The organism is Rhizobium sp. KNZ14-9A (genome assembly GCF_056755015.1).
Window position 1 is genome coordinate 1 of the sequence record NZ_JBPGXB010000003.1, and the last position, 19,873, is coordinate 19,873.

Here is a 19,873-nt window from a genome sequence, read left to right on the forward strand (position 1 = left end):
TGTCTGTCGGCATGGCACGATGGATACCGGCAGCTCGTCAAGGAAATGCGATTGGAAATTTGAACTCTGCACCACCACACTTCTCGCCACACGGGGCCGGGACTTTCCGGTGTTCGACCTGAAGGACCGCCTACGCTGTCCTCGATGCGGTTCTCGCTCTATTTCCGTTATGCCTGTCATTCCGGGAGCACCCAACCGCAAGAGTGCATCTGGACGGTAACCGGCTCCCCAGAGGCGATCTCCTTCATCCGGTACAAGGCCGCGTCTCAACGTGGTTGTTTTCTTTTCTCCCTTTTACCTCGATCATCCTCATCTCCATCTCTCCGCCCTGGACACTGCATTGCAGCTCGATCCGGCAGGGTCGGGCTAAAGCCCTCAATGGGTGCGCTACGCCCGTCCTCGCCATGCTCGCCACTACGTGCCTGCGCGTGGCTCTGGGCGGCCCTTGCCCCTGTCAGCTCGACCCGCATTTGGTCCTTTAAGGGCGAAGCGACGGTGACAAGGATGGCACTACTGAGGAAAGCGATCCCATGCCTTTGTCGGCATGGAACTCGAAGGTCGGGGCTCGCAACAGCTCTCAGGATGGCCGACGGGAACGGTTTTCTGCGGGCGGTTCCGTTTGACCTGCTGGCGCGTGATCGCGGCCGATCCTTCCATGACACCGAGATCATACCGGCTGGCGCTCGGTTCCGGAATTAGAAGAACGAGTTTCCTTGGAAGGGACAGCTCGTGACCGGCAGTGTTGCCTTGGTCTCCCAGGCCAGGATGTCAACATTTGCACCTAGAAGCTTTCTCGGCGGAATTGCAGGGCGCTCATAATAAAATTGAGGGACCGTCAAAAGAAAATTCGTTGACGACTACTCGGTAATCCTCGGCCTATTCATTCGAAATTCTCTCAGCAACATTCAGCAATACAATAGTCATTGCCGCCCGTACGAGGAGGAAACATAATTAAATCATAGAGTTGATCACGGGGATCAACGGGAGCGAGACAATGAAGAACTTGATCGAGGCCATCAATCCACAAGGTGAAACCGTTCTGACGGCGATCCTTGGGCCACGTAACATCATCAACATGGCGAAGGTCGCCAAGAGAGCTGGCAACAGCCTGCGCATCGGCGGTTTCGATGTTCGTCCAGCCGACCTCTACGATATGGCAAACTTCCATTCTGAGTTCGATCAGTATGACCCGAAGAAGTCACTCTTCTACGGCCGGATGGTCAGAGATCGCATCATTGTCGACCTGAAGGATGCCGACCGTGAGACACTTGTGCGCCGCAGCTTCACGATCAAGTGGACAGTCAGCGAGCTTCTCTACCGGCCGATGTTCCAGGTGATCACCGATGGCCTCGAAATACGCAGTGACTTTTACAATTCCTGCGACCGCGTGGGCATCCACGCCGAGAACCATTACCTCGACGGGTACAGCAATCCTCCCACCGAGTTGATGCGGCTCGGCACTAACTTTGCCCACCAAATGACTTGGCCGGGCGTCTTTGCCGAACTGGCCGAGCGTGGCTGGGACATCGAGCACACCGGCGAGGTTCCGGAAGAGCTGCTTCCCGCGTCCCAGATCGCCGCCTGACCAAAACGGGAGGGCAACGACCCTCTCCCATCGCAACCAAAAAATCATCCAGAGGAAATACCCATGCTTATACAGAATTCCATCCACACCTTGATCAACATCGCCCAGGCCTACGAGGCAGCCGCTTTCCGAGGCAATGAGGCTGAACGACTAGACCAGCTTCGAGATGATTTAGGCAGGTTCCAGCGCGATCTCATGATCGATCTGTCTGCCGTGTCAGACCTAAACCCAATCTACGGTGCCAACCCCTATCACCTCACGTTGAACCTAAAGTTCAGCGATGGCGAAGACCATGTTCTCCGCTTTGGTCTCGGTGCCACGGGTTTGTATCAGGCCATTCTAGGGATCGAGGAGTTCAGTGAGGTCGATGAAGGTTTGCGGGCCGACATCACCATCCGTTTCGGCGGTTCCCCATATGGTGTCCCGACGAAGACAGTGGAAAGCTTACTTTCACGCGCCTCAGCCAAGGGACAGCTCATGGCGGATTGCGAAAACTACATGCGGGCGCGCATCAGCGAACTGCGCAAACGGCCGCTCTGATCCCCTGACCTGACTTCTTACAACCACAGCCATTTCGACCGGCTCTCCCTCGGGCCGGATCGGCACCCCTTTGCCTATTTTCTGGAGAAACCACCATGACCGATCACGAGAATCCGCGAAAGACATCGCCCCTCGATCAGATAATGCCCTCATTCACCTTTGCCGACATGAAAGCCCGCGCCAACGAGCTGGCGAACTCGACCGTCATTTCTCAGGAAGAGATGCTCGAATACCGGGTCCTCCGGAACTGGATCGCCAGAATGGACGGCTTGAACGACGATGCCACCTTCATCCTCGACGAGGGCAGGGTGCTCGACGGTGGAAAGCCGGTCACGTTGTTCAACGTCCCTTATCGCCTTTATCCAACGGCCATGCCGACGCTACAGGTCAACAAGTCGATAACGCTCACTGCCAAAGAACGGACCCTTGTTGCCGAGGCCATCGAGAACTTGATCGAACAGGTTAGCAGCCGCGAGGAAGAACGCCTACTCAATGGCATCCTGGAGCGTCTCCGGGGACCAGGGCAAGGGTTTGAACGCGAGACATCCGCCCCGGCATATCCATTTCCAGGAGCCGGAAACCCATGAGCATCAAGGCCCACCTCGACCGAGAATTCTTCGTCTCCGAACGCAAACGACTGAAGCTGACCCAGACGCAGATCGCAGCCATCCTCTTCCAGAGCCTAGATACGATCAAAAAGTGGGAGGGCGGTTCTCGACGAATCCCGCCGTTCGTCGTCTACGCATTCGCGGCCTTGGACGCCGGTATCGAGCCCCTCGGGAAGGGTCGCATCCTTCACACCGAAATGGGCGGAGAGGTCGAATGAACACGATCTTCGATTACGCCCTTCTGGAACTGACGCTTTGCGAAAGCTCCCTGGCTCACTTGATCCGAGATGCTGAAGCCGAACTGGAGACCGCCCTCGAAACCTTTGACCGGGCTCTCGCGGCTATCCCGTTCGGCGGTAGCCCGGAAGCCTATGAAGTGGCCGGGATCAGAAAGAGGAACGTTTCCGCGCTTCTGAGGGACTTGAAGGTCCTGGCACGGACGGTCTCGCAGAAGCGGGTTCTCGCGGAGGCGACCGCAGCAGGGATTGCAGAATATTTCTGAAGGGCATCAAAGCCGAATTCGTTGACGAGCATTGGTGTCGTCAAGCCCGCGCTACAACCGCGTCAACAACTCGTCAAACTAAGCAACATTCGGAAATACGATGATGCTGCCGTCCTCATCAACCAGGCTATTTCGCTGCTGAGTGAGGCCGGGGACTGCGTGCAGACAGCCGAGCTGAAGCGTGAGAACGAAACCCTGCGAGCTGACACTGGCGAAATGGATGACGGCGTAGATGCCCCGCTTTACATTCATAAGAACAGTCGGCGCGAAAAACCCGAACCCTCGTTTCAGGGCCACCCGCTCTGGTACAATGTGACAGGCAACTAAGGGAGATTGCGATGATAGCCACCAACCATCAGGAAATCCCAAGAGGTGTTCTTTCGCCCGAAGAAAAGGCCGAGATTGCGGCTGAATATGTAATCCGTTTCGCCAATGAGAGCCGTCAGACCCAGCAACTGGTTGATGCCCTGTTCAACGAAGAAAAAGCAGCTGACGGCCGGATCGTGTTCACCAACCATGCCTTGGAGAGCATCAAAACGACGAACGACCGAAAGCTGACAAAATGGGTTCTGCACAAAATGGAGCCGTTGTCCTGTCAGCCTGGTGTCACCGCTGAAATGCTGGATACCGTCCACACGATGCTGATCGACATGTACTATTACGGCCGGGAGCGCCTCCTGACCGAGGCCTACGACATGGGCGCTTCTGTCAAGGTCTAGGCACTCGCGGGAATAGAGATGACAAGAAATAAAGGGGCTTCGGCTCCTTTTTCATGCCCAAAATCCTGATCGGCCGAAAACCGCAGAATCCTGCGAAAATATTCCGTTGACGACCTCCCATTCTGCCTCGTCTCTATTTCCGTTTTTGCCCCAGCAATATTCAGACACACAATAATCTTTGTCGCCCGCACTTTCCAAAAGCATAATTAAATCATGGAGTTTTGGAGATTAAGACAATGAAAATGATCAGCAAATTTGAGCGCCGCTACTTGCTTATCGAAGCCGGAAAGATCGAGCCTATCGACACATTTCCGCTCACGGAGCGTGGTCACCAGCTGGCCTGCGAAGCAGCCTACAATATGCAGATCGAGCCCGTGATCGTTTCGGGATGGGCGCAGGTTCAGACTGCCTGCCCGCTGGACGAGCTGCGCGAGGCTGCTCTTGAGCCCTTGAAGGTCATCGACCTCCGCCTTTCGGTTTTCTGCTCGAAGTTCAATGAAGGCCAGATCGATACCAAGGCGGCCGAGATCATCGCTGCAATGGCAGACACTCGCTTCCTTCCGATCTGGGACACAGAGGGCAAACTGAATTTCCAGTGCAAGCAGTCCGACCACCTCATCACCGAGGATCGTCAGAGCGCCCGGATACATGGCGAAGCTGCCATGCTGGTCCCGGCGAGATCGAGCCGGATGTCGTTCGCAATCTCCGCGCCGGAGCCTGCACAGGAATGTACTCCTATCCCTGCGAAGGACGAAGACCAGCTTCGCAGACTGGCTCTGGACCTACGCAGCCAGGGTGCTGAGAACACCCATCTGATCGCGAAAATTGAGATTGCCCGGTCGAAGCTGACTGGTTCCAAGCGCGACGCCTTCGAGGCCCGTTATCGAAGCGAACATGAGGCCATGAAGACCAGTGGCGGTTTCGGCCCTGGCGCACTCGCCGGGACACTTGCAGCCGTTCGCGAGATCATGGCTGCCTGACACCAATTCGGCTTCTGACCAATGCGGCCGGGAGCCCCCAATCATCATCGAAATCGGAATTAGAGAGGAACAATCCATGTCCGACATCAACGAAAACGAAGATTTGACCGAGGTCGGAATGGACCTGGTCGCGGCCATTATGGACACGGTGAACGATACCGCCAGATCGATGGCAGAAGTTCACAACGCAAGAGCAGCCGCGCTCAACGAGAAATATCCGACCAATGAAAGCATGGAAGAGGCTGGGTATACAACGGCTGCCATCTGCTACAATCAAGACATCAAGACCATCACCAAACTGATGGACCTTGGTAAGGAACTGGCCGTGGTTCTGCAGCAGCTCGAACACGTTCAGTCGCTCAAGGCGAGCTACCTGATCCACGCGAGTGATGAAATCGATCTGGCGCAAAACGCGACGTCCAGTCGCTCGATCATGTGAGGTCACCATGTCAGATTTTGATCAGAACACGGACTTCACCGCTGAGATCGAGGACCTACTGAAGCAGCTGGACGTCCGTCTCGCCGCTTTCGACCGCAAGAGCACCGAGGTTTCCAACGAGCGAATGTCGGCTCTTGAAGCTGAGATTGCATCACGTCCGACCGAAACTTCCATCGCCTTCAATAAGCTGTCGATCATCGGGGTGAGTTTCCAAACAGATGTGAAAGCGATCATTGCGCTGAAACAACTGCGCTACAACATGCACGAGACACTTTTGACCCTGCAAAGCATGCAAAGGAGCAGGGCTACGTCGGTTCAAGCGATGCAGGATCATCTCGACAGCATCGAAGCTGGAAACGGCCCCACCCTTCAGGCCTCGCCCGGTCGCAAGATGCACTGAGGAGATCAGCGATGTCGAACCCCAAAAAGACAGTGAAGCGCCTGAAGTCCGATCTCAGCTCGCTGCGAGCTGGAATGCAGCACACACTTCAGCTGATAAAGCAGGTCGCCCGCGATCAGCATCTTGCCCTGAACAATAGGCCTCAGGCTATCGATGAACAGGAGAGGTACGAGGTCATCTGCGACCGTGAACGGCTCGACCTGATCGAGACCTCAGGCTCTGCCCTGCTGCAGGCCATGGAGTTGTTCGACCTGATCATCATGAACATCGACACCGTCGCGATGGAAAATTGCAGTCTCGAATACATGAAGAGCCAGCTCTCACCAGCAGCTCTTGCAGATTGGAATGCCGGTAATAGCCGCCTAGCGAAGCAGGATCACGAAGACATGCTGAAACGCATTCTTCAGGACCACGCTGCAAAGCGGAGGGCGATGTGATGTTGCGGATCAGCACCGTGATGGAACTGGGCGGGAGGGAAGGGCGGCAGGCTGTTTTTGCCGCTCATCTCAGCCGATCCAGAATGAATCTCCTTCACCACGACAAACGACCGACGGATCAAGACTGGCAACAGGCTCATGAGATCGTTCGCGAGCAGATCGGCAACATCATTTCCGTCGAGAGGCTTCAGCAGATCGTGGACCTCGACCGGGAAGCCCTCATTGCGCTGGCGATGGAAGGAGCCGAGGACATCGCAGTTCGCGACCTACTGCTTTGCTCGATCAGTCTGTTCTATTTGGACTGTTTGTGGCCGTCGCTTGGCGATGGCATCGACATCGAGCGGTTCATCGAAATCCTGAAAGCCAGGGTTTCCGAGTTCAACGCCGGGTGCCCTGATCAGGGACTGGCATCGACAATTATCAGCCTCAAAGCTTGGAAGGAGAGGGGGAAAAATACATGAGAACGGTACGACCAATCAAATTGCCGTCGGAGGAGCCGTTCTTCTGGCTGCTCAATAAGCGTGAAGCGCAACACATTGCAAATCTGCTGGAAGGAGATGAATTCAAATCATTGCCGGTGACTTTCAGGGCGCTCGTGGCAAATTTCGCCGTCCATTTTGGGGACGGAAAAGGCCGTAAGCCGCTGGATATTTCGCTCGACTGGCTCGACTTCATCGAACGGTTTACCGCCCCCGACGTGGGAGATGGTATCGGAAAATTGACAGACGAAGCTGGTCAGCAGGTTCAGTTCATCCGGCCGATACCAGAGAAGGCGGCTATCACGGCCGACGACGTGGCCCTGTTAGACAAGTATTTCGGACCGGTCGAGGCTGCACCCCAGGCTCCAAAACATTTGCGTCCTGGCACCATGTTGCCGGTCCCGGATTACCTCAGCAAGCTTGGTATCGCGCCGAGGAACCCCGGCTATGCTGCGATCAAGGTCAGCATCGAGCGAATCCGGATGAAAAAGGCCGTCTGAGATATGACAGCGATCATTCATTAGACAAGGCTCCTTCACCGGGGCCTTTTTTGTTCACAAAAGGTCATGTCCAGCAACATTCAGCAACACGATAATCGTTGCAGCCCATGACTTGGGAAATGACAATCTTCTCATAGGGTTGGTCATTAGGATCAACCGGAGAAGCCAAAATGAGACTACCGATTCCGAACCACCTTTTCTTGCTGGAGGTGTCATTGCGATTAAAGGTCGAGATGTACGAAATGATCGATATTTTCGACGTTACTGAGCAGATGCTGAGCAACATTCAAGAGTTGCATGAAGCCTGGAAAGGTGACGCATCGAATAACAATTCCGCCGATCTGGCTATGGAACAGGCTGATGTCGATGATGCCAAGGTGGTCCGCGATGCGTATGATAAGCTTTCGAAGGCATACACCGAGGCTTTCACAATGGTTTCGAACCGTCACATCAAACGTGCAGAAGCGCACAATGCGCAGCTCTCCAACTGAGCATAGGCCGAGCAAATCGATTGTTGAAGAGGCTCCTTCCAGGGGCCTTTTTCTTTGCCCGCCGATCAGTGGTGCCTTGCAAGCCCAGACCGGACGCTGAAGTCCTTGAAACTGGGAGAATACATTATGATTGCTGTGATTTGGGACCACCGTGAACAAGAGGGCTTCGCGCTGGATTTCGCCTTCGATGTCGAGGTTGATAAGCAGGGAACCGTACGCGGCTTCCGAACCGGTCACCTCCTCAACCATCCCGTCGTCGGCATGGTCGCCAACACCGCCGCCCGCGCCGGGTATGTGTATGACGAAGATCGCTTGGCCTTCAAACCTGACCTTGGTCTCGGAACACCTGATATGATGGCACGAAGAATGATCGCAACCCTTCAAAAAGAAGGGTATCAGCTCAGACACGTCGGCCACCTACCACCATGCCTTCAGAAGGGAAGCGATCATGACCGCAAAACTGATATGGACCTCGAACCCGTTCGCCTTTCGGCCGTCGCTTGAGGATGTACCGGACGAGAACCGCACGACCGTTCAGGAACAGATCGTTCGGGCCATGGTGGGATTAGAAGGAGTGAAATTCGACTTCAAACGCGGGCCTTTCAAAGCGGCTTTTGTCGTTCAGGATCACGCCGTCGAGGCCGTCGCTGAAGCTCTTGTAGGTGCAGGGATTGAAGTCGAACATGAGGGCGAGGTGCCTGACTTGATCGCCCAAAGAGGCCTTTCAATCCACTGAAGTAATCAGACACATTCAGCAACAAAAATATTTCGTGGACGGGACTAGCAATTCCGTCCTTTTCTATTTCCAGCAGATTTTCACGTTCCTGTCGGCTATTTTTGCTCGCAGAAGCCCATGTCACGCTTCTCTCCTACACATTTCCTTGGGAGGGAAACATGACGTTCATCAGCAAATACTTCGACAACAGAAAATACCAGCAGGACGCTGCTCAATATGATGCGCTGAAAAACCAGTCGCATGGCCCGTCGGCATTCCTTCGAGGCGCTGACCAGAAAAGCCGCGAGAAGATTGCTGCCGAGGCCGCCGCCGCCAAGGCCCCGGTGAAGGAAGAGATCGAGCGCTCAGACGTAGAAAAGATGGCGCGCGCTAAGAATGCTAAGGCAGCAATCGCCACGGCCAAGACGATCATGGCAGAAATGCCGCCTGAAGCCCGTTTCAGGCCCGCCGATGCAAACTCATACCGAGCCCTAAAGGGTGTTGAACACTTCCAAGTGTCAGTCGTCGGGGCATTTAGTAACCCGAGAACCGGAGAGGAATTCACTCTCTACCAGTCAAACTTTAAGGGTGACACGAAGCTCTCGGAGAGCGGTGGTCTCGAAATCGATATTACGCGCATCGAAAAGCCTAGCCAAGAACGTCAGGATGCCAAGGTCTTCTTCGCTAAACGGAAAGTACGTGGTCGTGATGGTCAAATGGTCACCGATCCAAAGCTTGCTTTCCGCCATGAGAACGAGAGCGAGCTTGTATTGAACTGTTGCCAACTAGCGGGTGTACGTCCTCCGGCGTCGGCACTTATGAGGATACAGCAAGCGAAAATCGAAGCTGCCAAGGAAGCCAACAAGGCAGCAGGCTGGCCTATTCGCGATAAGATCGACGTCAGTCAGATCAACAAGGCCGCAGGTGTTAAGCAAGGGAACGTCATCCGACCGCAGTTTCCTGCCTATCAGGAAAAGCCGTCTCCGGCCATGAAGCACGAGCAGGAGCCAGTCCGCCAACACGCTATGTGACAGGGACATCCTCCCAGTTCTCCATCCCTGTCTCTAGACCCTCGCAGCTCCGGTTGCGGGGGTTTTCTCATGCGATCTATAGGGCACCGGCACTCTCACGCGCTCATTAAACTATTGATAAATCCAGCAACATTCGGAAACACAATAGTCTTTGCGGCCCGCAAAATTCCAACTCAGAATGAATTCATAGGGTTATTCATGACCGATTGAAAGTGAGTTGGAGGATAATATGGGAGCGAACAAGAGGGTGTCTGCGATGACCTACCCGCTTATCAACTGGTGGTTCGACATGCCATCATTCGGACCCGAGGGCAATGTCCACATGTGGGCTGCTGTGGCGGTCTGCCGGAAATTAAATCTCACGGAGTCGAACGTTAGCTTGGAATATCTGCCGAGCATGATGACCATGGTCGAGCTTGCATCGGTCAACGCCAACGATGTGCTCATTCTGGCAAGGGACACACGTATCGAGAACGGCGAGCTGATCTCAGTGCGCCTCGATTACAGGGTCGTGTCGATCAGCGATCATGAGATCACCTTAGAAAGCCACTTTTCGGCCCTGGCTGCGATCAGGAAAGCCCGCAGGGTATCTGGCGCAAGCGTCACGACTGCAGTGATCGGCCGGAATGGCATTCGCCGCTCTGCTATCCCCACCTGCGACCCGGCTGGCGCTTGGGTCATAGAGGCAATGGAACGAGCGGAGCGGCTTCTGGATGCCCAGGATGTCCCACTGGACAAGCGCCGGGAAGCGGAATGCGTCATAATCGACAAGGGCGCTCGCGTCGAACTCAAGCGCTTCCGTGAGGGCTGGCGGCTCAAGAGGTACGGTCAGAACAAGGGACGCACGACCATCAGTCTCAAGGTTCCACGCTTCGGATCGACAGCTATCGGTTTGGGAGAGGCAGCATGATCGAGATCAAGCAAGGCCACCTCATGCTGCTCCCTGCTCTCATCAGCATGACCAGTAATCTTCCGAAGTTTCTGCGTTACGTGAACCCTCGGACGAAGGACGTGGACCTGACGATCAAACATATGCGCAGATGCTGCGACGAGGTCATGTCTCAGGCCCGCCAAGCTGCCCGCTTCGATCCTGAGGTTCGAATAGACGGGACACGGCTCCGCTACTGGGTGGCGAAAGAGCACACCAGAGCGTGTCGAATGAACGAAGCAATGTTCCTTTGGACCTATCTCGAATTCCAAAAGGACGAATGGCGGGTTGTAAACGCATCGCACGAACTAACACGTATCGAACCCGGATATGGAGACCGGTTCGAATTCCTGAACTATGGGAGGAGAGAAGAAAATGTCTACTAGAATGGCATGCCAGCACTGGCGTTTCATCGAAGAGTTTCCGTGCGTGAAGCTCGACGAAATGGATATCCCCATTCCTGGGGACGATGGACAACCACAATTGCAACGCTATCCGATTGTCCTGGAACTCGGTGACAAGATCGGCTCGATGTTCGGCGGGGTAGAGCTGATCCCCAGCCCCTACGACAAGTTGTCGAACAAAAAGGTCATTACCTCACTGATGCATCATGCTGAGCGCATCGCTCCCTTCGCTGAATTCATTGTTGCCCCTGCTTTCAAGGTCTTCTGGCTTGATGGACAAGGTTCAACAGATCACGAGCACGCTGCAGACATCTACGACGTGCTAGAAAGCGGCGTGTATCGCCGAGCACCAACCGCACTATTTTCAGCAGGTCGAGACGCGCAGGCCACAAGAGAGATTTTCTGGAAAGCGCTTATCACCACGGTAGCTAACGAGAAAAAATTCCTGGAGGAGGCCTATGACCACGGTATCTTCCGATGGAGCGACATCGCGCTTGCTATCCAAGGATGTCACACCTTCGCAGCAAGAGTGTTGGGTAAGATTTTCGAACCCGGAAATCAGCGCCCAAGAATAGAGACGGCAATCGAGAGAGGCGAAATCAGAAGGGAACACCTGCCCCGTCTGCGAACTGAGTTCGAAAACGGCCCTTGGGCTGTCTTTACCTACCTGTGGACCGTTTACGCCGATCTCGCGTGTGAGCTGCTGGATTGCGAGAAGGAATTTGCGGCTCCCCACAATGAAGCAGAAGATCACCTCTGGTTTTTTTATCGCGTCTTCCAGGGGGTCGAGGGTGACAAGATCGAAAGCCTTTACACCGGTTCCTGGTACGACATCGATTTGATGTATCTCCTACGCGCAAATTATCTGGCTCCGGCCGACAAGCCCAAGGTGGCGGTCAAGCCCATGGCAGTCCACCCAGTACGGAAGGCGGGTTGACCTCAGTTCAGCGCAGGCTCTGTCGGAGCTTGCGTGAGCTGCCGACGCTTCATCGCAATCTTCGCTGCATCATCTGAATTGATTTGGTGGAAACTGTCTGGACGTTCCTGACCCGTGAGGCGGAGGGCTTCCTGAGTGCGGTGCTGACGGATCGCTCGCGCTTCCCGGCGATCATGCAGGAATTTCTCCGAGAACCGGATCGAGAAGCGGATGTCAGTCTTCACCTTTCCCTGCTTCACAGCTTCACTCTGGACGTCCGCAATGACCCCGCACGCCTTCAGCTTCAGGATGCTCTTCTCGATATCGGTGAGAGCATCTCGTTCGCGGGAGCGAGAATGTCCGCAGCCCTTCATCAGATCGGAAGCAAACAGGCTAATCGAATCCGTCTGGCGATCTTCGTCGGCAAGGAGGAGAGACGCGAATTTGAAAATCCAGCGGGGCAGGGCACCACGGACCTGCATCATCCAAGCGTAGTTGACCTGTTCGAATTCCAGTGCCCGGATTGCCTGCACGAGTAGGGGATTGAATTGGGCATACGACATAGCCTTCGGATCGTTGTCGTCTTTGTAGACGAGCACAGGGAGGGCTGAAGCATGGACGACCGGCTTCGGTTTTTTCTGCCCCGGCTGAACGACCCGCGAGATTTCGATCTTCGAACCGGCGAGAATTGCCAGCGCTTCCTTGATCTCGGTGTAACTCAAGGTGTGCTTGTGCTTCCGCAGCTCTTGGTCGATCTGATAGAGCGAGAACGGAACCATCAGTTCCTCTTTTTCACCAAAGGCCATCTTTTCGGCCGCGAAACGACGAAGAACGTCTTCGATCAGAGCCTCACGATCACCCGGAAGCTCATCCAGCTCCTCACCTTTGGCGTCAGTGATGCGTGCCGGGTAGACGGTGACCGAGTATGTGTCGCCCGCGAAAGGGAATTCACGGGTTACGCGGGAAAGGTACGGCGTGTCGTTCTCACGCTCCGTTCGCTGCACAAATCGGGGTGCCAGGTCATAAAGCGCGGTGAAGTTGGTGTGCTTTTTGTCGGGCGTCTGAAAGAGGGATAGCTGCAGGACGTTTGTCATAGGACGCTCCGACTTGGTGATGCGAAGGTGCCCAATGTCTTAGATTCGCGCAAGCCGTTTCGCCCAATCGCGCGCAGCTCCTCAGCAAGTGCGTGAAAATCCTAGGTACGATTTCCGTCCGGGAGATGGTGACGACTCAAGTGCGCGCAATTCCTCAGTACCTCAATACCCTGTTGAATCAACGCCTCAACAGGTCAGTATGCTGTGAATAGAGCTTCGATCTCGCCGTTCCGACCTCACGATCCGGCCGACCCTGCGTCCGATCTGCTCGACTTTGGGATTGAGATCGGCCCAAACGCGCGGAATTCCTAGATAGGTGAGGAGGGTGAGCCACCAGTGAATTTTGCAAACGCGTGAAATTCCTAGGCATCCGCGTGAGAATCCTAGGTATCCGCGTGGAAATCCTCGGCTTTAGCAACGCTGTAGAATCGGATTATGGTTCGGCAACCAAAACTACGACGTGACGAGAAGATGAACGCATAAAACGAAATCGCCGCCCACGTTGGCGCGTGAACGGCGATAATTTCAATGGGACCGTTTCCGAGCCCGATTTACATCTCGGAAATTACCCCATCAACCATTGATCCGCAAGGACTTTCGGCAATTCCGGAAGCGAACTTTTGCGTCCTTCTGGACCTGAGTGCCTTGTATTCGACCGACCGGCTCTCCGGCGGAAAGGTTAGGTATGTCCGATATTCTTCCAGCCGACTGCGCAGCCCTGATCGACAACGATCCGTTGAAGAGCATCCAGCGTCTTACCGCTGCAGTCGCGGCCGGTGATGTCGATCTCACGGTTCTCAAGACTTTCGTCGATGCCACCGCAGCTGGTCGGGCCGTCCAATTTCAGAAGACCCGACCCGTTTCATTGATTATGCTGGAGCATATTCGATCCCACCCGAACGAAGAGCCGCGTCGTGTCGTCTATCGCGGCTACGCGGACGGCCTCTGGTCTTACGAAGATGTCGAGCAGTGGGAGGTAAATCACTCGATTCTCTCAAGTGCGCGAAAATCCTCAGTACGCCGCGCTGCCTACCTCACGCGGAAGCATCGTGTCCGTCGGGCTTTGCCGAAGGTCTCCGATCAGTTCGTCCCCAAGATGTCGATGGATGTCATCTGCCATCGCGATCTGCCTGATGGCGCGAAAGCTTGTCTTGCAACGCTTTTGACCCTGGCTGGCAAGAAGGACGAGGTGGTCACGTTCACCAGCTCGATTGCCACGATGCTCGGCCGGACGCCGCGCACTGTCCGGAACTACTTCATCGCTTTGGAGGAATGCGGACTGATCCTCCGCAGACCCGGAACCAACCCCAACACCGTCCACATTCGCATCCTGCCGATTACAAAGCCCGAGCCCTATCAGGAACCGAAGGACATCACCGCTTATCGGTTGGCGCGTCGTTCTTCTAATCCCGCGCTTCGTGAGATGGCTGAGACTGTCGCTGCGTTCTCGTGGAACCTGCACCAAGGCCTCCGCCGCAAAGAGGAGGGGCGGAAAGAAGTTTCCGCATTTAACCTTCTATTGATTCATAAACCTGAGGAAGAACCGAAACCCCAGAGATCGGGGCCGACTTCTCATTCGAATTTCCAGCCGATCATGAAGACGAACAAGTCTCACTGGAGGTCGATCATCCCTCATCAGGCCTCATCCTCTTCATCGTCAGGGTACTCACCAGACGGACCAGACGCTTTAACGGCTGCGAATGCTGTATCCAGATCAGCAGCTGAGAGACGGAATGCATTTCGATAATGGAACGCTTCTGGCCCAACCTCGCTTTCGTTGGGTGGGTTCTGGGGTATCAGGGACGCGTCAAATAGCTCTGGCTCATTCCCGACAAGCTCGTCATTCCCATGTTTGAGGACGTTCACAATTTGGCGCAAGCGATCTATGCCGACCTTGTCGATTTTGAAGAAATCGGAGGCTTTGTCGAAGACCGGGTCTTGCTTGTAGCGCTTTATGTTTAGGTGGAAGCAGGCTTGATGTTCCCAGTAGTGATACAGGATCAGCGCGAAGGCTTCGCGAACCGCTTTGATCGATTGCTCTGACTGAAGCGCGATCTCACCCAGGTGTTCAGCATGGTGTCGGGTTTCTTCATCATTTGCATCGAAGTCAGGCTCCGACCGCATTCGCTGCCAGCGCTGTTCCGATGTCGCGCCTTCAGCTTCAAACGCCCTGATGCTCTCACGGTATGCTCGCTCGATACTGCTGACGCCATTCAAATAACTAAATCTCACCCAATTCATTGACGGCACCTTCCTTCAACCGTGAAAAGCCTGGAATATATGGTTCAGCAGAGCATCCATCTCCGGAAACCGAGCCCGCACGCGGGCCGGGTCACCGCCAGCCTTCAATGCATCGAGAAAGTGCTGGGTAGCCGCGTTCTTATTCTCAAGTTCGCCTTGATATTTGGCAGCAGCCTTGTTCCATGCGGTCCAGCGGACAGGTCGAAGTTTGCCTTGCTCATCTGAAATGGCTTCGCGCCCCAGGAAAAGCTCGATGGAACATGCGGAGCCGTTGATGTCCATATTCCTGAGACCCTCAGGACCAAGCGTGGGGTAGTCCTTGCCGATTTCGACGTCGGGGAGGACCATCGTCCGGATCGAAGGGGGAAGATTTGTCATACGGTCGAGGAGATTTTTCTGTTCCCACCCGGCGGCGTCATTGTCAAAGAGGCCGATTGTCTTCTGCGCCAGCCGAACCCCGGCGAACGCCTTTATCATCTTCGTTACAGCCGAGACCCCGCCCTCGATCTTGAATTCCTCGAAGTCGATGAACTCGTACATATCTGCGAATTCCGGATACATCGCCCGGATTGCTCTCGAAAGTATCTTCGTGTCTGAAGTCCCTTCCGTCAGGATCAGGACGTTCCCAGAGGCTTCGATAAAGTCGTATTCGTAGTCGACGGGAAGGGCGTCGAGGTTCTCTCGGATCGACAGTGTGGGGTCGTAGTCGAAGCTTTCAGTGAACTCCGTCCAGATCAATTCCGGCTTATAAACATCGATATAAAGTGCCAACGCAGCAAAGCTGTCTGCGAAGTTGAAAATGTGGACCCCGCCGAAACGAAGAAATTCGTCGACTCCTGCAGCAGCCTGCTTGGCCTCCCAGGTTTCGAAGGTGAGGTCCTTCTGCTCGGCAATTTCTCTGGCAAAGTCTGGGTGGTCGCCGTTGGCGACCAATTCCTCCGCACGAGCTATATGGTGAGCAAATTCTCGTTCCCACAAAGCTCTGCATCGTTCGGCAGTGTACCCCTGCACCTCCATACGGCGGCGAACTTTGGCTGCCGGTGCGCAGAAGTAGCTAATGACCTTCTCCTCGTCCTCGTACCAGTCGAGGGCTTTAGCTCTTATGACGGGGTGTACGTCCTTGATAGGGCGCTGATAGAAGTCGTCGTCTGCGAAGCATAGTCTCGATGCGCCCTCCCAGTTGTATTCCAGATCGCGGAAATCCTTGTCGTCAGTGTAGAAGTCGCGCTCGCTCATTTCGTCCTGATCTCGATTGTTTCCTCCGGCATAACATTTTCGTCGGCCGTTTGTCCCTTGCATCCCGTCGACCAATAATTTGCTCAGGTAATCGCAACAATGGGAGGTTTTACCTATGGCTAAACTACTTCATACAATCGCTAAGGCGGTTTTGGCAGCATTAAAGACGACCAAATCGTTGGGTCGTATGGGCATCAGAAAGGCTGGCAATTTCAGCAAAGCCGCATTGGCGAGCTTGTTTGGAGGTGGAGGTCGCTTCCAGCCGCCGGAACCAGAAGAAGAAATTCAGACCGTACCGGATATGTCCGGACTCGATGAAGCCCTGGCCCAACTCAAGGCCGATATGGATGACGATAAGCAGGATGAGTTGAATGCTCAGACGCGCGCTCTGACCGACGGCATGGAGCCCAAGGACATCTACGACTACTCCAAGGCTGATAGCGTTGAGCAGCGCGAGGAGATCGCAATGAAGATGCGTAAGTCTACACGCGAATGGGTGCAGGGTCTGACTGATGACCATCACAGCCGGATCGCCAAGGCCGGTGAAGATGGTGTTCGGTATCATATCATGGACGGAATTCGTCCGATCCCAGGAGTTCCTGCGTTCCCGAAGAACAACATGGAAAACGTGGCCGAGTTCAAGCAGCAGGAACCAGCTGCTGTGAAGAAGGCGCTGAAAATCGATTTGGCTGATGCTAGAATAGTTGCCGAGGCTTCAGCTAAAGACCCTTTGCAAAATGCAACACCGGTCGCGGGAAATTCTCCTCGCAAGCCGGTCACAAGCAAGGCGGTCAATAAGCCGGAGCTAGATTATGACGCTGCGCCGGGATTAGCTCTCCGCAGATAATTGAGTAATTTCCTTGTGGGATGTAGAAGGGGGCGGCAATACCGCCCCTTTTTCTTGCCTACTCCAGGAGTGCAGTACCCCTATGGCGTTATCGATGGACCGGGATTTCTTCGTCGCTGAGAGAAAGCGGTTGAAGTTGACGCAGGAGAAGATGGCCGAGGTGCTCTTTCAGAACGTCTACACCATTAAAAAATGGGAAGGCGGCTTGCGGAAGATACCGCCTTACATGGTTTACGTGCTCGCAGCGCTCGAAGCCGGATTGCCTCCGAGGGGGAAAGAGCACCTCCAGAATACGGGGTTCAAAAAGATGCCTCATTTGGATGAGGAAGAGCTGTACCCTGACGACGAGCAGGAAGTCCGATTTGCAAAAGAGGACGAAAACTGAAATTGATGTTGCGTAGCACGACAAAAAAATAAAAAAGGCCCCCTAAAGGGCCTTCCTTTATTTAGAAGTGAACAGCTGTCGAGATTTCTCGAACTTCTCCTTCCATAGGCGGAGGAATTCCTGGGCGGTGATGGTATCCGGATTGCGTCCCGGAACGTTGAGTGCGATGGCGTCTCGCGAGGCGACGCTCTTTGCAAGTTGATCACTAGCGCGCGCCAGGGAAATCGCAGTCATCCCACCCTGCTGGTGCATCAGGTAAAGATCGCTGCCAGCGGGCTTGTAGCCGAGTTGCTTCTCGAAAAGCTTCGAGTTGTCCTGCCACAGCGATGCGCAGGCTTCGAGGTTTTTCCGAGCGTCGAAGGGCTCTGTCAAACCGTAGTGCTTGGAAGTTGCATCGATGAACTGGCACAGCCCCGAAGCGCTGCTGTCCGGGTGCTTGGCTCGCGGATCGAATTTGCTTTCGATCCACACGAGGGCAGCAAAATCGGCTTCCTCGATGCCTCGGGATTTTGCAACCTGAGCGGTGAGGTCGAGGACCTCGCGCTGAGACGACGACAGAGTTACCGACGCCTTCGCACTACGCGAAGCACTCGCGCCCTTTTCGGGCAAAGGCGCGACGTTAGAGTGCGTCGTGTTCGGCTTCGCCGTTGCAGGCCCGCGCTCCTCGATCTTCAGATCGAGAGAGATCGACGGTTGCAGACGACCGCTGCCATCTGGCGCAATTTTCACAGCCAGTGTACCATCGGTGATGCCAAGGCCGGTGCATCCGGCAAGGCTAAAGGCTACCGCGATTGCGGTAATGAGCTTTCTGATCATTGGTCTTCCTTTCGGTTGGAAAGGAGACCGGGCCCGATCTCTGAAATCGAAGGTGCCTCGGAACCATCGGCACAATACAGACACAGCTATCGGCAACTCGTCGGATCAGTTGCCGATGACTTGCCGATGACTTGCCGATTGGCCGTTGCGGCGCGTGGAGATCGAGGTAGTCTGTGGCCGTTGAGCGATTTTCAGGAAGCGGGGGAGCTGATGATCAGGGTCAAGCCAGACGTGAAGGCACTAGATGCTGCGATTGAGGCCTATAGGCGAACGCAGCGGGAATCGCTCACTTACGAGCAAATTGCTGAGAAAACTGCGCGGGTAAGTGGCCCGACCGTCTCGGCCAAATCCTTTCAAAATATCCGGATGGGCTCCAGGACGACTTGGGAACGGCTTGCCAGCATCGCAGCAGTGTTGAAGGTCGATGTGGATTATTTGATCGCAAACGAGAGTATTAGTTCGGCGGTCGTCCCGTTCGCGAAAAATCAACTGCAGCTCGACGTTCTTGACGAGGTTGTTGAGGTTTTGGTCGACACCCTCATCACTGGGATGGTGTCTCAGCTAGGGCCGGATCAAAAATCGGAAGAGGAATTCTATTCAGATATCGCCGGAAAAATCCTCTCCAGCTCGCTCGCAGACGAAGTGCAATCGCCGGATGCGAAACGCTATTTTACTGGCCTGAGGAATAGCGAACGTGAACTTAGGTTCGAACGAAACATTCGGCGGATCGCGGAAAAGACATTGCCTTTTCTCCGCAACACCTCATCAATCGAGAAAGCGCCAGATCAAACGTGGCTGGATACCTACACATCGTTTGCTGAGAAAATATCGGATGAGGAGCTGCAGACGCTTTGGGGCCAGGTTCTGGCGCGGGAATTGACCTCAGCCGGATCGATATCGCTGAAATCGCTTCGCATCCTTCAGGACCTGACGAAGAGGCAGGCTTTGCTTTTCACAAAGCTCTGCGGTTCCGTTGTCGTCGTAGAGGAGCCTGGTGAGGCCCCCGCGTATCTTTCCATTCGACTAGATGGCAGCACGGACAGCTACCTCAGGATGTCTGGTCTTGAGTGGCCCGACCTTGTTGAGCTTTCCGATTTTGACCTGGTAAATATCGGCACCCGAGGATTCGAGGCTGACGCGGGAAGTTGGTTCATTTACTTTGACCAGAAATTCCAAGTCACTGAGAAGGTCGCATTAAAGTCCAATCCGCTCTCGACCGTCGGCCGAGAGCTTTTCCAGCTGGCTCGGCGAGAGAAGAGCGACGCTTACTACGAAGCTGTCAAAAGCCTGTTTAAGGGTAAAACTGGTCCCGATGTTGAGGTGCCATCGGCCTTTCAACGTTCTTGACAGCTCACACTTTGTGGCGCTTCATGGGAGATGGCCGGTTAGCTCATCGTTAGAGCGCTGTGATAACACCACAGAGGCAAGAGGTTCAATTCCTCTACTGGCTAGCCACCCCTTAGCTCATTATGGCTTCACCTGGCAGCACTCGATGGCGTCGATGATTGAAAATCCCGCCGAGGGTTCCCCGACAGCCGTTCCATTTCAATTCCCCCGCCAAGTTCGGCCTGCCGTTCCTC

28 protein-coding genes and 1 tRNA gene are annotated in these 19,873 nt (G+C 54.7%); 25 read left to right on the plus strand and 4 right to left on the minus strand.

Annotation, left to right across the window (positions count from 1 at the left end):
- The first annotated feature begins 994 nt into the window (after positions 1–994).
- From ACR9ZQ_RS29995 to ACR9ZQ_RS30090, 20 genes are all read left to right on the plus strand, one after another.
- Positions 995–1,585 carry a hypothetical protein gene (locus ACR9ZQ_RS29995; protein WP_481429372.1) on the plus strand — a complete coding sequence of 197 codons (591 nt, stop codon included), beginning with the start codon at positions 995–997 and terminating at the stop codon, positions 1,583–1,585.
- A 63-nt stretch (positions 1,586–1,648) separates the two neighbouring features.
- A complete protein-coding gene (locus tag ACR9ZQ_RS30000; protein ID WP_481429373.1) occupies positions 1,649–2,125 on the plus strand; it encodes a hypothetical protein in 477 nt (158 codons plus the stop codon).
- A gap of 95 nt (positions 2,126–2,220) precedes the next feature.
- Positions 2,221–2,712 carry a hypothetical protein gene (locus ACR9ZQ_RS30005; RefSeq protein ID WP_481429374.1) on the plus strand — a complete coding sequence of 164 codons (492 nt, stop codon included), beginning with the start codon at positions 2,221–2,223 and terminating at the stop codon, positions 2,710–2,712.
- A complete protein-coding gene (locus ACR9ZQ_RS30010) occupies positions 2,709–2,951 on the plus strand; it encodes a hypothetical protein (RefSeq protein WP_481429375.1) in 243 nt (80 codons plus the stop codon). Before ACR9ZQ_RS30005 ends, ACR9ZQ_RS30010 begins: the two co-directional genes overlap by 4 nt.
- Positions 2,948–3,235, plus strand: a complete 288-nt coding sequence (locus ACR9ZQ_RS30015) for a hypothetical protein (RefSeq protein ID WP_481429376.1) — start codon at positions 2,948–2,950, stop codon at positions 3,233–3,235. The genes ACR9ZQ_RS30010 and ACR9ZQ_RS30015 overlap by 4 nt, the downstream gene beginning before the upstream one ends.
- Positions 3,236–3,256: 21 nt before the next feature.
- Positions 3,257–3,562: a hypothetical protein gene (locus ACR9ZQ_RS30020; RefSeq protein WP_481429377.1), complete on the plus strand. Its 306-nt coding sequence runs from the start codon at positions 3,257–3,259 to the stop codon at positions 3,560–3,562.
- A gap of 11 nt (positions 3,563–3,573) precedes the next feature.
- Positions 3,574–3,954, plus strand: a complete 381-nt coding sequence (locus tag ACR9ZQ_RS30025; RefSeq protein ID WP_481429378.1) for a hypothetical protein — start codon at positions 3,574–3,576, stop codon at positions 3,952–3,954.
- A 236-nt stretch (positions 3,955–4,190) separates the two neighbouring features.
- Positions 4,191–4,934 (plus strand): hypothetical protein, encoded by a 744-nt coding sequence (locus ACR9ZQ_RS30030; protein ID WP_481429379.1) that lies wholly within the window; start codon positions 4,191–4,193, stop codon positions 4,932–4,934.
- Between the two features lie 76 nt (positions 4,935–5,010).
- Positions 5,011–5,373, plus strand: coding sequence for a hypothetical protein (locus tag ACR9ZQ_RS30035; protein WP_481429380.1), 363 nt, complete (start codon positions 5,011–5,013; stop codon positions 5,371–5,373).
- Between the two features lie 7 nt (positions 5,374–5,380).
- Positions 5,381–5,773 carry a hypothetical protein gene (locus ACR9ZQ_RS30040; protein WP_481429381.1) on the plus strand — a complete coding sequence of 131 codons (393 nt, stop codon included), beginning with the start codon at positions 5,381–5,383 and terminating at the stop codon, positions 5,771–5,773.
- An 11-nt stretch (positions 5,774–5,784) separates the two neighbouring features.
- Positions 5,785–6,210, plus strand: coding sequence for a hypothetical protein (locus ACR9ZQ_RS30045; protein ID WP_481429382.1), 426 nt, complete (start codon positions 5,785–5,787; stop codon positions 6,208–6,210).
- The gene (locus tag ACR9ZQ_RS30050; RefSeq protein WP_481429383.1) at positions 6,210–6,671 is read left to right on the plus strand and encodes a hypothetical protein; all 462 of its coding nucleotides are present in this window, start codon (positions 6,210–6,212) and stop codon (positions 6,669–6,671) included. Before ACR9ZQ_RS30045 ends, ACR9ZQ_RS30050 begins: the two co-directional genes overlap by 1 nt.
- Positions 6,668–7,189: a hypothetical protein gene (locus tag ACR9ZQ_RS30055; RefSeq protein WP_481429384.1), complete on the plus strand. Its 522-nt coding sequence runs from the start codon at positions 6,668–6,670 to the stop codon at positions 7,187–7,189. Before ACR9ZQ_RS30050 ends, ACR9ZQ_RS30055 begins: the two co-directional genes overlap by 4 nt.
- Before the next feature lie 170 nt (positions 7,190–7,359).
- Entirely contained in the window at positions 7,360–7,680 is a 321-nt protein-coding gene (locus ACR9ZQ_RS30060) for a hypothetical protein (protein WP_481429385.1), read from the plus strand.
- 126 nt (positions 7,681–7,806) lie between these two features.
- Entirely contained in the window at positions 7,807–8,184 is a 378-nt protein-coding gene (locus ACR9ZQ_RS30065; protein ID WP_481429386.1) for a hypothetical protein, read from the plus strand.
- Positions 8,129–8,416: a hypothetical protein gene (locus ACR9ZQ_RS30070; protein ID WP_481429387.1), complete on the plus strand. Its 288-nt coding sequence runs from the start codon at positions 8,129–8,131 to the stop codon at positions 8,414–8,416. The genes ACR9ZQ_RS30065 and ACR9ZQ_RS30070 overlap by 56 nt, the downstream gene beginning before the upstream one ends.
- Before the next feature lie 158 nt (positions 8,417–8,574).
- On the plus strand, positions 8,575–9,426 hold the full coding sequence (locus tag ACR9ZQ_RS30075) for a hypothetical protein (protein WP_481429388.1): 852 nt from the start codon (positions 8,575–8,577) through the stop codon (positions 9,424–9,426).
- Between the two features lie 256 nt (positions 9,427–9,682).
- Positions 9,683–10,336 carry a hypothetical protein gene (locus tag ACR9ZQ_RS30080; protein ID WP_481429389.1) on the plus strand — a complete coding sequence of 218 codons (654 nt, stop codon included), beginning with the start codon at positions 9,683–9,685 and terminating at the stop codon, positions 10,334–10,336.
- A complete protein-coding gene (locus tag ACR9ZQ_RS30085; RefSeq protein ID WP_481429390.1) occupies positions 10,333–10,740 on the plus strand; it encodes a hypothetical protein in 408 nt (135 codons plus the stop codon). Before ACR9ZQ_RS30080 ends, ACR9ZQ_RS30085 begins: the two co-directional genes overlap by 4 nt.
- Entirely contained in the window at positions 10,730–11,695 is a 966-nt protein-coding gene (locus ACR9ZQ_RS30090) for a hypothetical protein (protein ID WP_481429391.1), read from the plus strand. The genes ACR9ZQ_RS30085 and ACR9ZQ_RS30090 overlap by 11 nt, the downstream gene beginning before the upstream one ends.
- Before the next feature lie 2 nt (positions 11,696–11,697).
- On the opposite strand, the gene ACR9ZQ_RS30095 is transcribed toward ACR9ZQ_RS30090, so the two are convergent.
- Entirely contained in the window at positions 11,698–12,768 is a 1,071-nt protein-coding gene (locus ACR9ZQ_RS30095) for a hypothetical protein (protein ID WP_481429392.1), read from the minus strand.
- Between the two features lie 685 nt (positions 12,769–13,453).
- Here ACR9ZQ_RS30095 and ACR9ZQ_RS30100 point away from each other — a divergent pair.
- Complete coding sequence (locus ACR9ZQ_RS30100; RefSeq protein ID WP_481429393.1) at positions 13,454–14,515, plus strand: hypothetical protein; 1,062 nt, start codon at positions 13,454–13,456, stop codon at positions 14,513–14,515.
- Here the strand turns inward: ACR9ZQ_RS30100 and ACR9ZQ_RS30105 are convergent.
- The gene (locus ACR9ZQ_RS30105; RefSeq protein ID WP_481429394.1) at positions 14,404–15,009 is read right to left on the minus strand and encodes a hypothetical protein; all 606 of its coding nucleotides are present in this window, start codon (positions 15,007–15,009) and stop codon (positions 14,404–14,406) included. The two genes, ACR9ZQ_RS30100 and ACR9ZQ_RS30105, sit on opposite strands and share 112 nt — an antisense overlap.
- A 15-nt stretch (positions 15,010–15,024) precedes the next feature.
- The gene (locus tag ACR9ZQ_RS30110; RefSeq protein WP_481429395.1) at positions 15,025–16,245 is read right to left on the minus strand and encodes a hypothetical protein; all 1,221 of its coding nucleotides are present in this window, start codon (positions 16,243–16,245) and stop codon (positions 15,025–15,027) included.
- A 115-nt stretch (positions 16,246–16,360) separates the two neighbouring features.
- Here ACR9ZQ_RS30110 and ACR9ZQ_RS30115 point away from each other — a divergent pair, with 115 nt between their 5' ends.
- Together ACR9ZQ_RS30115 and ACR9ZQ_RS30120 are read left to right on the plus strand one after the other, a co-directional pair.
- Positions 16,361–17,092 carry a hypothetical protein gene (locus ACR9ZQ_RS30115; protein ID WP_481429396.1) on the plus strand — a complete coding sequence of 244 codons (732 nt, stop codon included), beginning with the start codon at positions 16,361–16,363 and terminating at the stop codon, positions 17,090–17,092.
- Positions 17,093–17,186: 94 nt separating this feature from the next.
- On the plus strand, positions 17,187–17,477 hold the full coding sequence (locus tag ACR9ZQ_RS30120; RefSeq protein ID WP_481429397.1) for a helix-turn-helix domain-containing protein: 291 nt from the start codon (positions 17,187–17,189) through the stop codon (positions 17,475–17,477).
- Positions 17,478–17,534: 57 nt separating this feature from the next.
- On the opposite strand, the gene ACR9ZQ_RS30125 is transcribed toward ACR9ZQ_RS30120, so the two are convergent.
- Positions 17,535–18,293, minus strand: a complete 759-nt coding sequence (locus tag ACR9ZQ_RS30125) for a transglycosylase SLT domain-containing protein (protein ID WP_481429398.1) — start codon at positions 18,291–18,293, stop codon at positions 17,535–17,537.
- Between the two features lie 180 nt (positions 18,294–18,473).
- On the opposite strand from ACR9ZQ_RS30125, the gene ACR9ZQ_RS30130 reads away from it, so the two are divergent.
- Positions 18,474–19,640 (plus strand): DUF2806 domain-containing protein, encoded by a 1,167-nt coding sequence (locus tag ACR9ZQ_RS30130; RefSeq protein WP_481429399.1) that lies wholly within the window; start codon positions 18,474–18,476, stop codon positions 19,638–19,640.
- Positions 19,641–19,672: 32 nt separating this feature from the next.
- A tRNA-Val gene (locus ACR9ZQ_RS30135) sits at positions 19,673–19,744 on the plus strand.
- Positions 19,745–19,873 lie beyond the last annotated feature (129 nt).

Bases quoted from the DNA above. Each gene is read 5' to 3' on its own strand.
- ACR9ZQ_RS29995 (WP_481429372.1), top strand. From the start codon at position 995: ATGAAGAACTTGATCGAGGCCATCAATCCACAAGGTGAAACCGTTCTG.
- ACR9ZQ_RS30110 (WP_481429395.1), bottom strand. From the start codon at position 16,245: ATGAGCGAGCGCGACTTCTACACTGACGACAAGGATTTCCGCGATCTG.
- ACR9ZQ_RS30005 (WP_481429374.1), top strand. From the start codon at position 2,221: ATGACCGATCACGAGAATCCGCGAAAGACATCGCCCCTCGATCAGATA.
- ACR9ZQ_RS30000 (WP_481429373.1), top strand. From the start codon at position 1,649: ATGCTTATACAGAATTCCATCCACACCTTGATCAACATCGCCCAGGCC.
- ACR9ZQ_RS30075 (WP_481429388.1), top strand. From the start codon at position 8,575: ATGACGTTCATCAGCAAATACTTCGACAACAGAAAATACCAGCAGGAC.
- ACR9ZQ_RS30115 (WP_481429396.1), top strand. From the start codon at position 16,361: ATGGCTAAACTACTTCATACAATCGCTAAGGCGGTTTTGGCAGCATTA.
- ACR9ZQ_RS30090 (WP_481429391.1), top strand. From the start codon at position 10,730: ATGTCTACTAGAATGGCATGCCAGCACTGGCGTTTCATCGAAGAGTTT.
- ACR9ZQ_RS30055 (WP_481429384.1), top strand. From the start codon at position 6,668: ATGAGAACGGTACGACCAATCAAATTGCCGTCGGAGGAGCCGTTCTTC.
- ACR9ZQ_RS30045 (WP_481429382.1), top strand. From the start codon at position 5,785: ATGTCGAACCCCAAAAAGACAGTGAAGCGCCTGAAGTCCGATCTCAGC.
- ACR9ZQ_RS30065 (WP_481429386.1), top strand. From the start codon at position 7,807: ATGATTGCTGTGATTTGGGACCACCGTGAACAAGAGGGCTTCGCGCTG.
- ACR9ZQ_RS30085 (WP_481429390.1), top strand. From the start codon at position 10,333: ATGATCGAGATCAAGCAAGGCCACCTCATGCTGCTCCCTGCTCTCATC.
- ACR9ZQ_RS30120 (WP_481429397.1), top strand. From the start codon at position 17,187: ATGGACCGGGATTTCTTCGTCGCTGAGAGAAAGCGGTTGAAGTTGACG.
- ACR9ZQ_RS30025 (WP_481429378.1), top strand. From the start codon at position 3,574: ATGATAGCCACCAACCATCAGGAAATCCCAAGAGGTGTTCTTTCGCCC.
- ACR9ZQ_RS30100 (WP_481429393.1), top strand. From the start codon at position 13,454: ATGTCCGATATTCTTCCAGCCGACTGCGCAGCCCTGATCGACAACGAT.
- ACR9ZQ_RS30080 (WP_481429389.1), top strand. From the start codon at position 9,683: ATGACCTACCCGCTTATCAACTGGTGGTTCGACATGCCATCATTCGGA.
- ACR9ZQ_RS30050 (WP_481429383.1), top strand. From the start codon at position 6,210: ATGTTGCGGATCAGCACCGTGATGGAACTGGGCGGGAGGGAAGGGCGG.
- ACR9ZQ_RS30040 (WP_481429381.1), top strand. From the start codon at position 5,381: ATGTCAGATTTTGATCAGAACACGGACTTCACCGCTGAGATCGAGGAC.
- ACR9ZQ_RS30105 (WP_481429394.1), bottom strand. From the start codon at position 15,009: ATGAATTGGGTGAGATTTAGTTATTTGAATGGCGTCAGCAGTATCGAG.
- ACR9ZQ_RS30060 (WP_481429385.1), top strand. From the start codon at position 7,360: ATGAGACTACCGATTCCGAACCACCTTTTCTTGCTGGAGGTGTCATTG.
- ACR9ZQ_RS30030 (WP_481429379.1), top strand. From the start codon at position 4,191: ATGAAAATGATCAGCAAATTTGAGCGCCGCTACTTGCTTATCGAAGCC.
- ACR9ZQ_RS30125 (WP_481429398.1), bottom strand. From the start codon at position 18,293: ATGATCAGAAAGCTCATTACCGCAATCGCGGTAGCCTTTAGCCTTGCC.
- ACR9ZQ_RS30095 (WP_481429392.1), bottom strand. From the start codon at position 12,768: ATGACAAACGTCCTGCAGCTATCCCTCTTTCAGACGCCCGACAAAAAG.
- ACR9ZQ_RS30015 (WP_481429376.1), top strand. From the start codon at position 2,948: ATGAACACGATCTTCGATTACGCCCTTCTGGAACTGACGCTTTGCGAA.
- ACR9ZQ_RS30070 (WP_481429387.1), top strand. From the start codon at position 8,129: ATGACCGCAAAACTGATATGGACCTCGAACCCGTTCGCCTTTCGGCCG.
- ACR9ZQ_RS30010 (WP_481429375.1), top strand. From the start codon at position 2,709: ATGAGCATCAAGGCCCACCTCGACCGAGAATTCTTCGTCTCCGAACGC.
- ACR9ZQ_RS30035 (WP_481429380.1), top strand. From the start codon at position 5,011: ATGTCCGACATCAACGAAAACGAAGATTTGACCGAGGTCGGAATGGAC.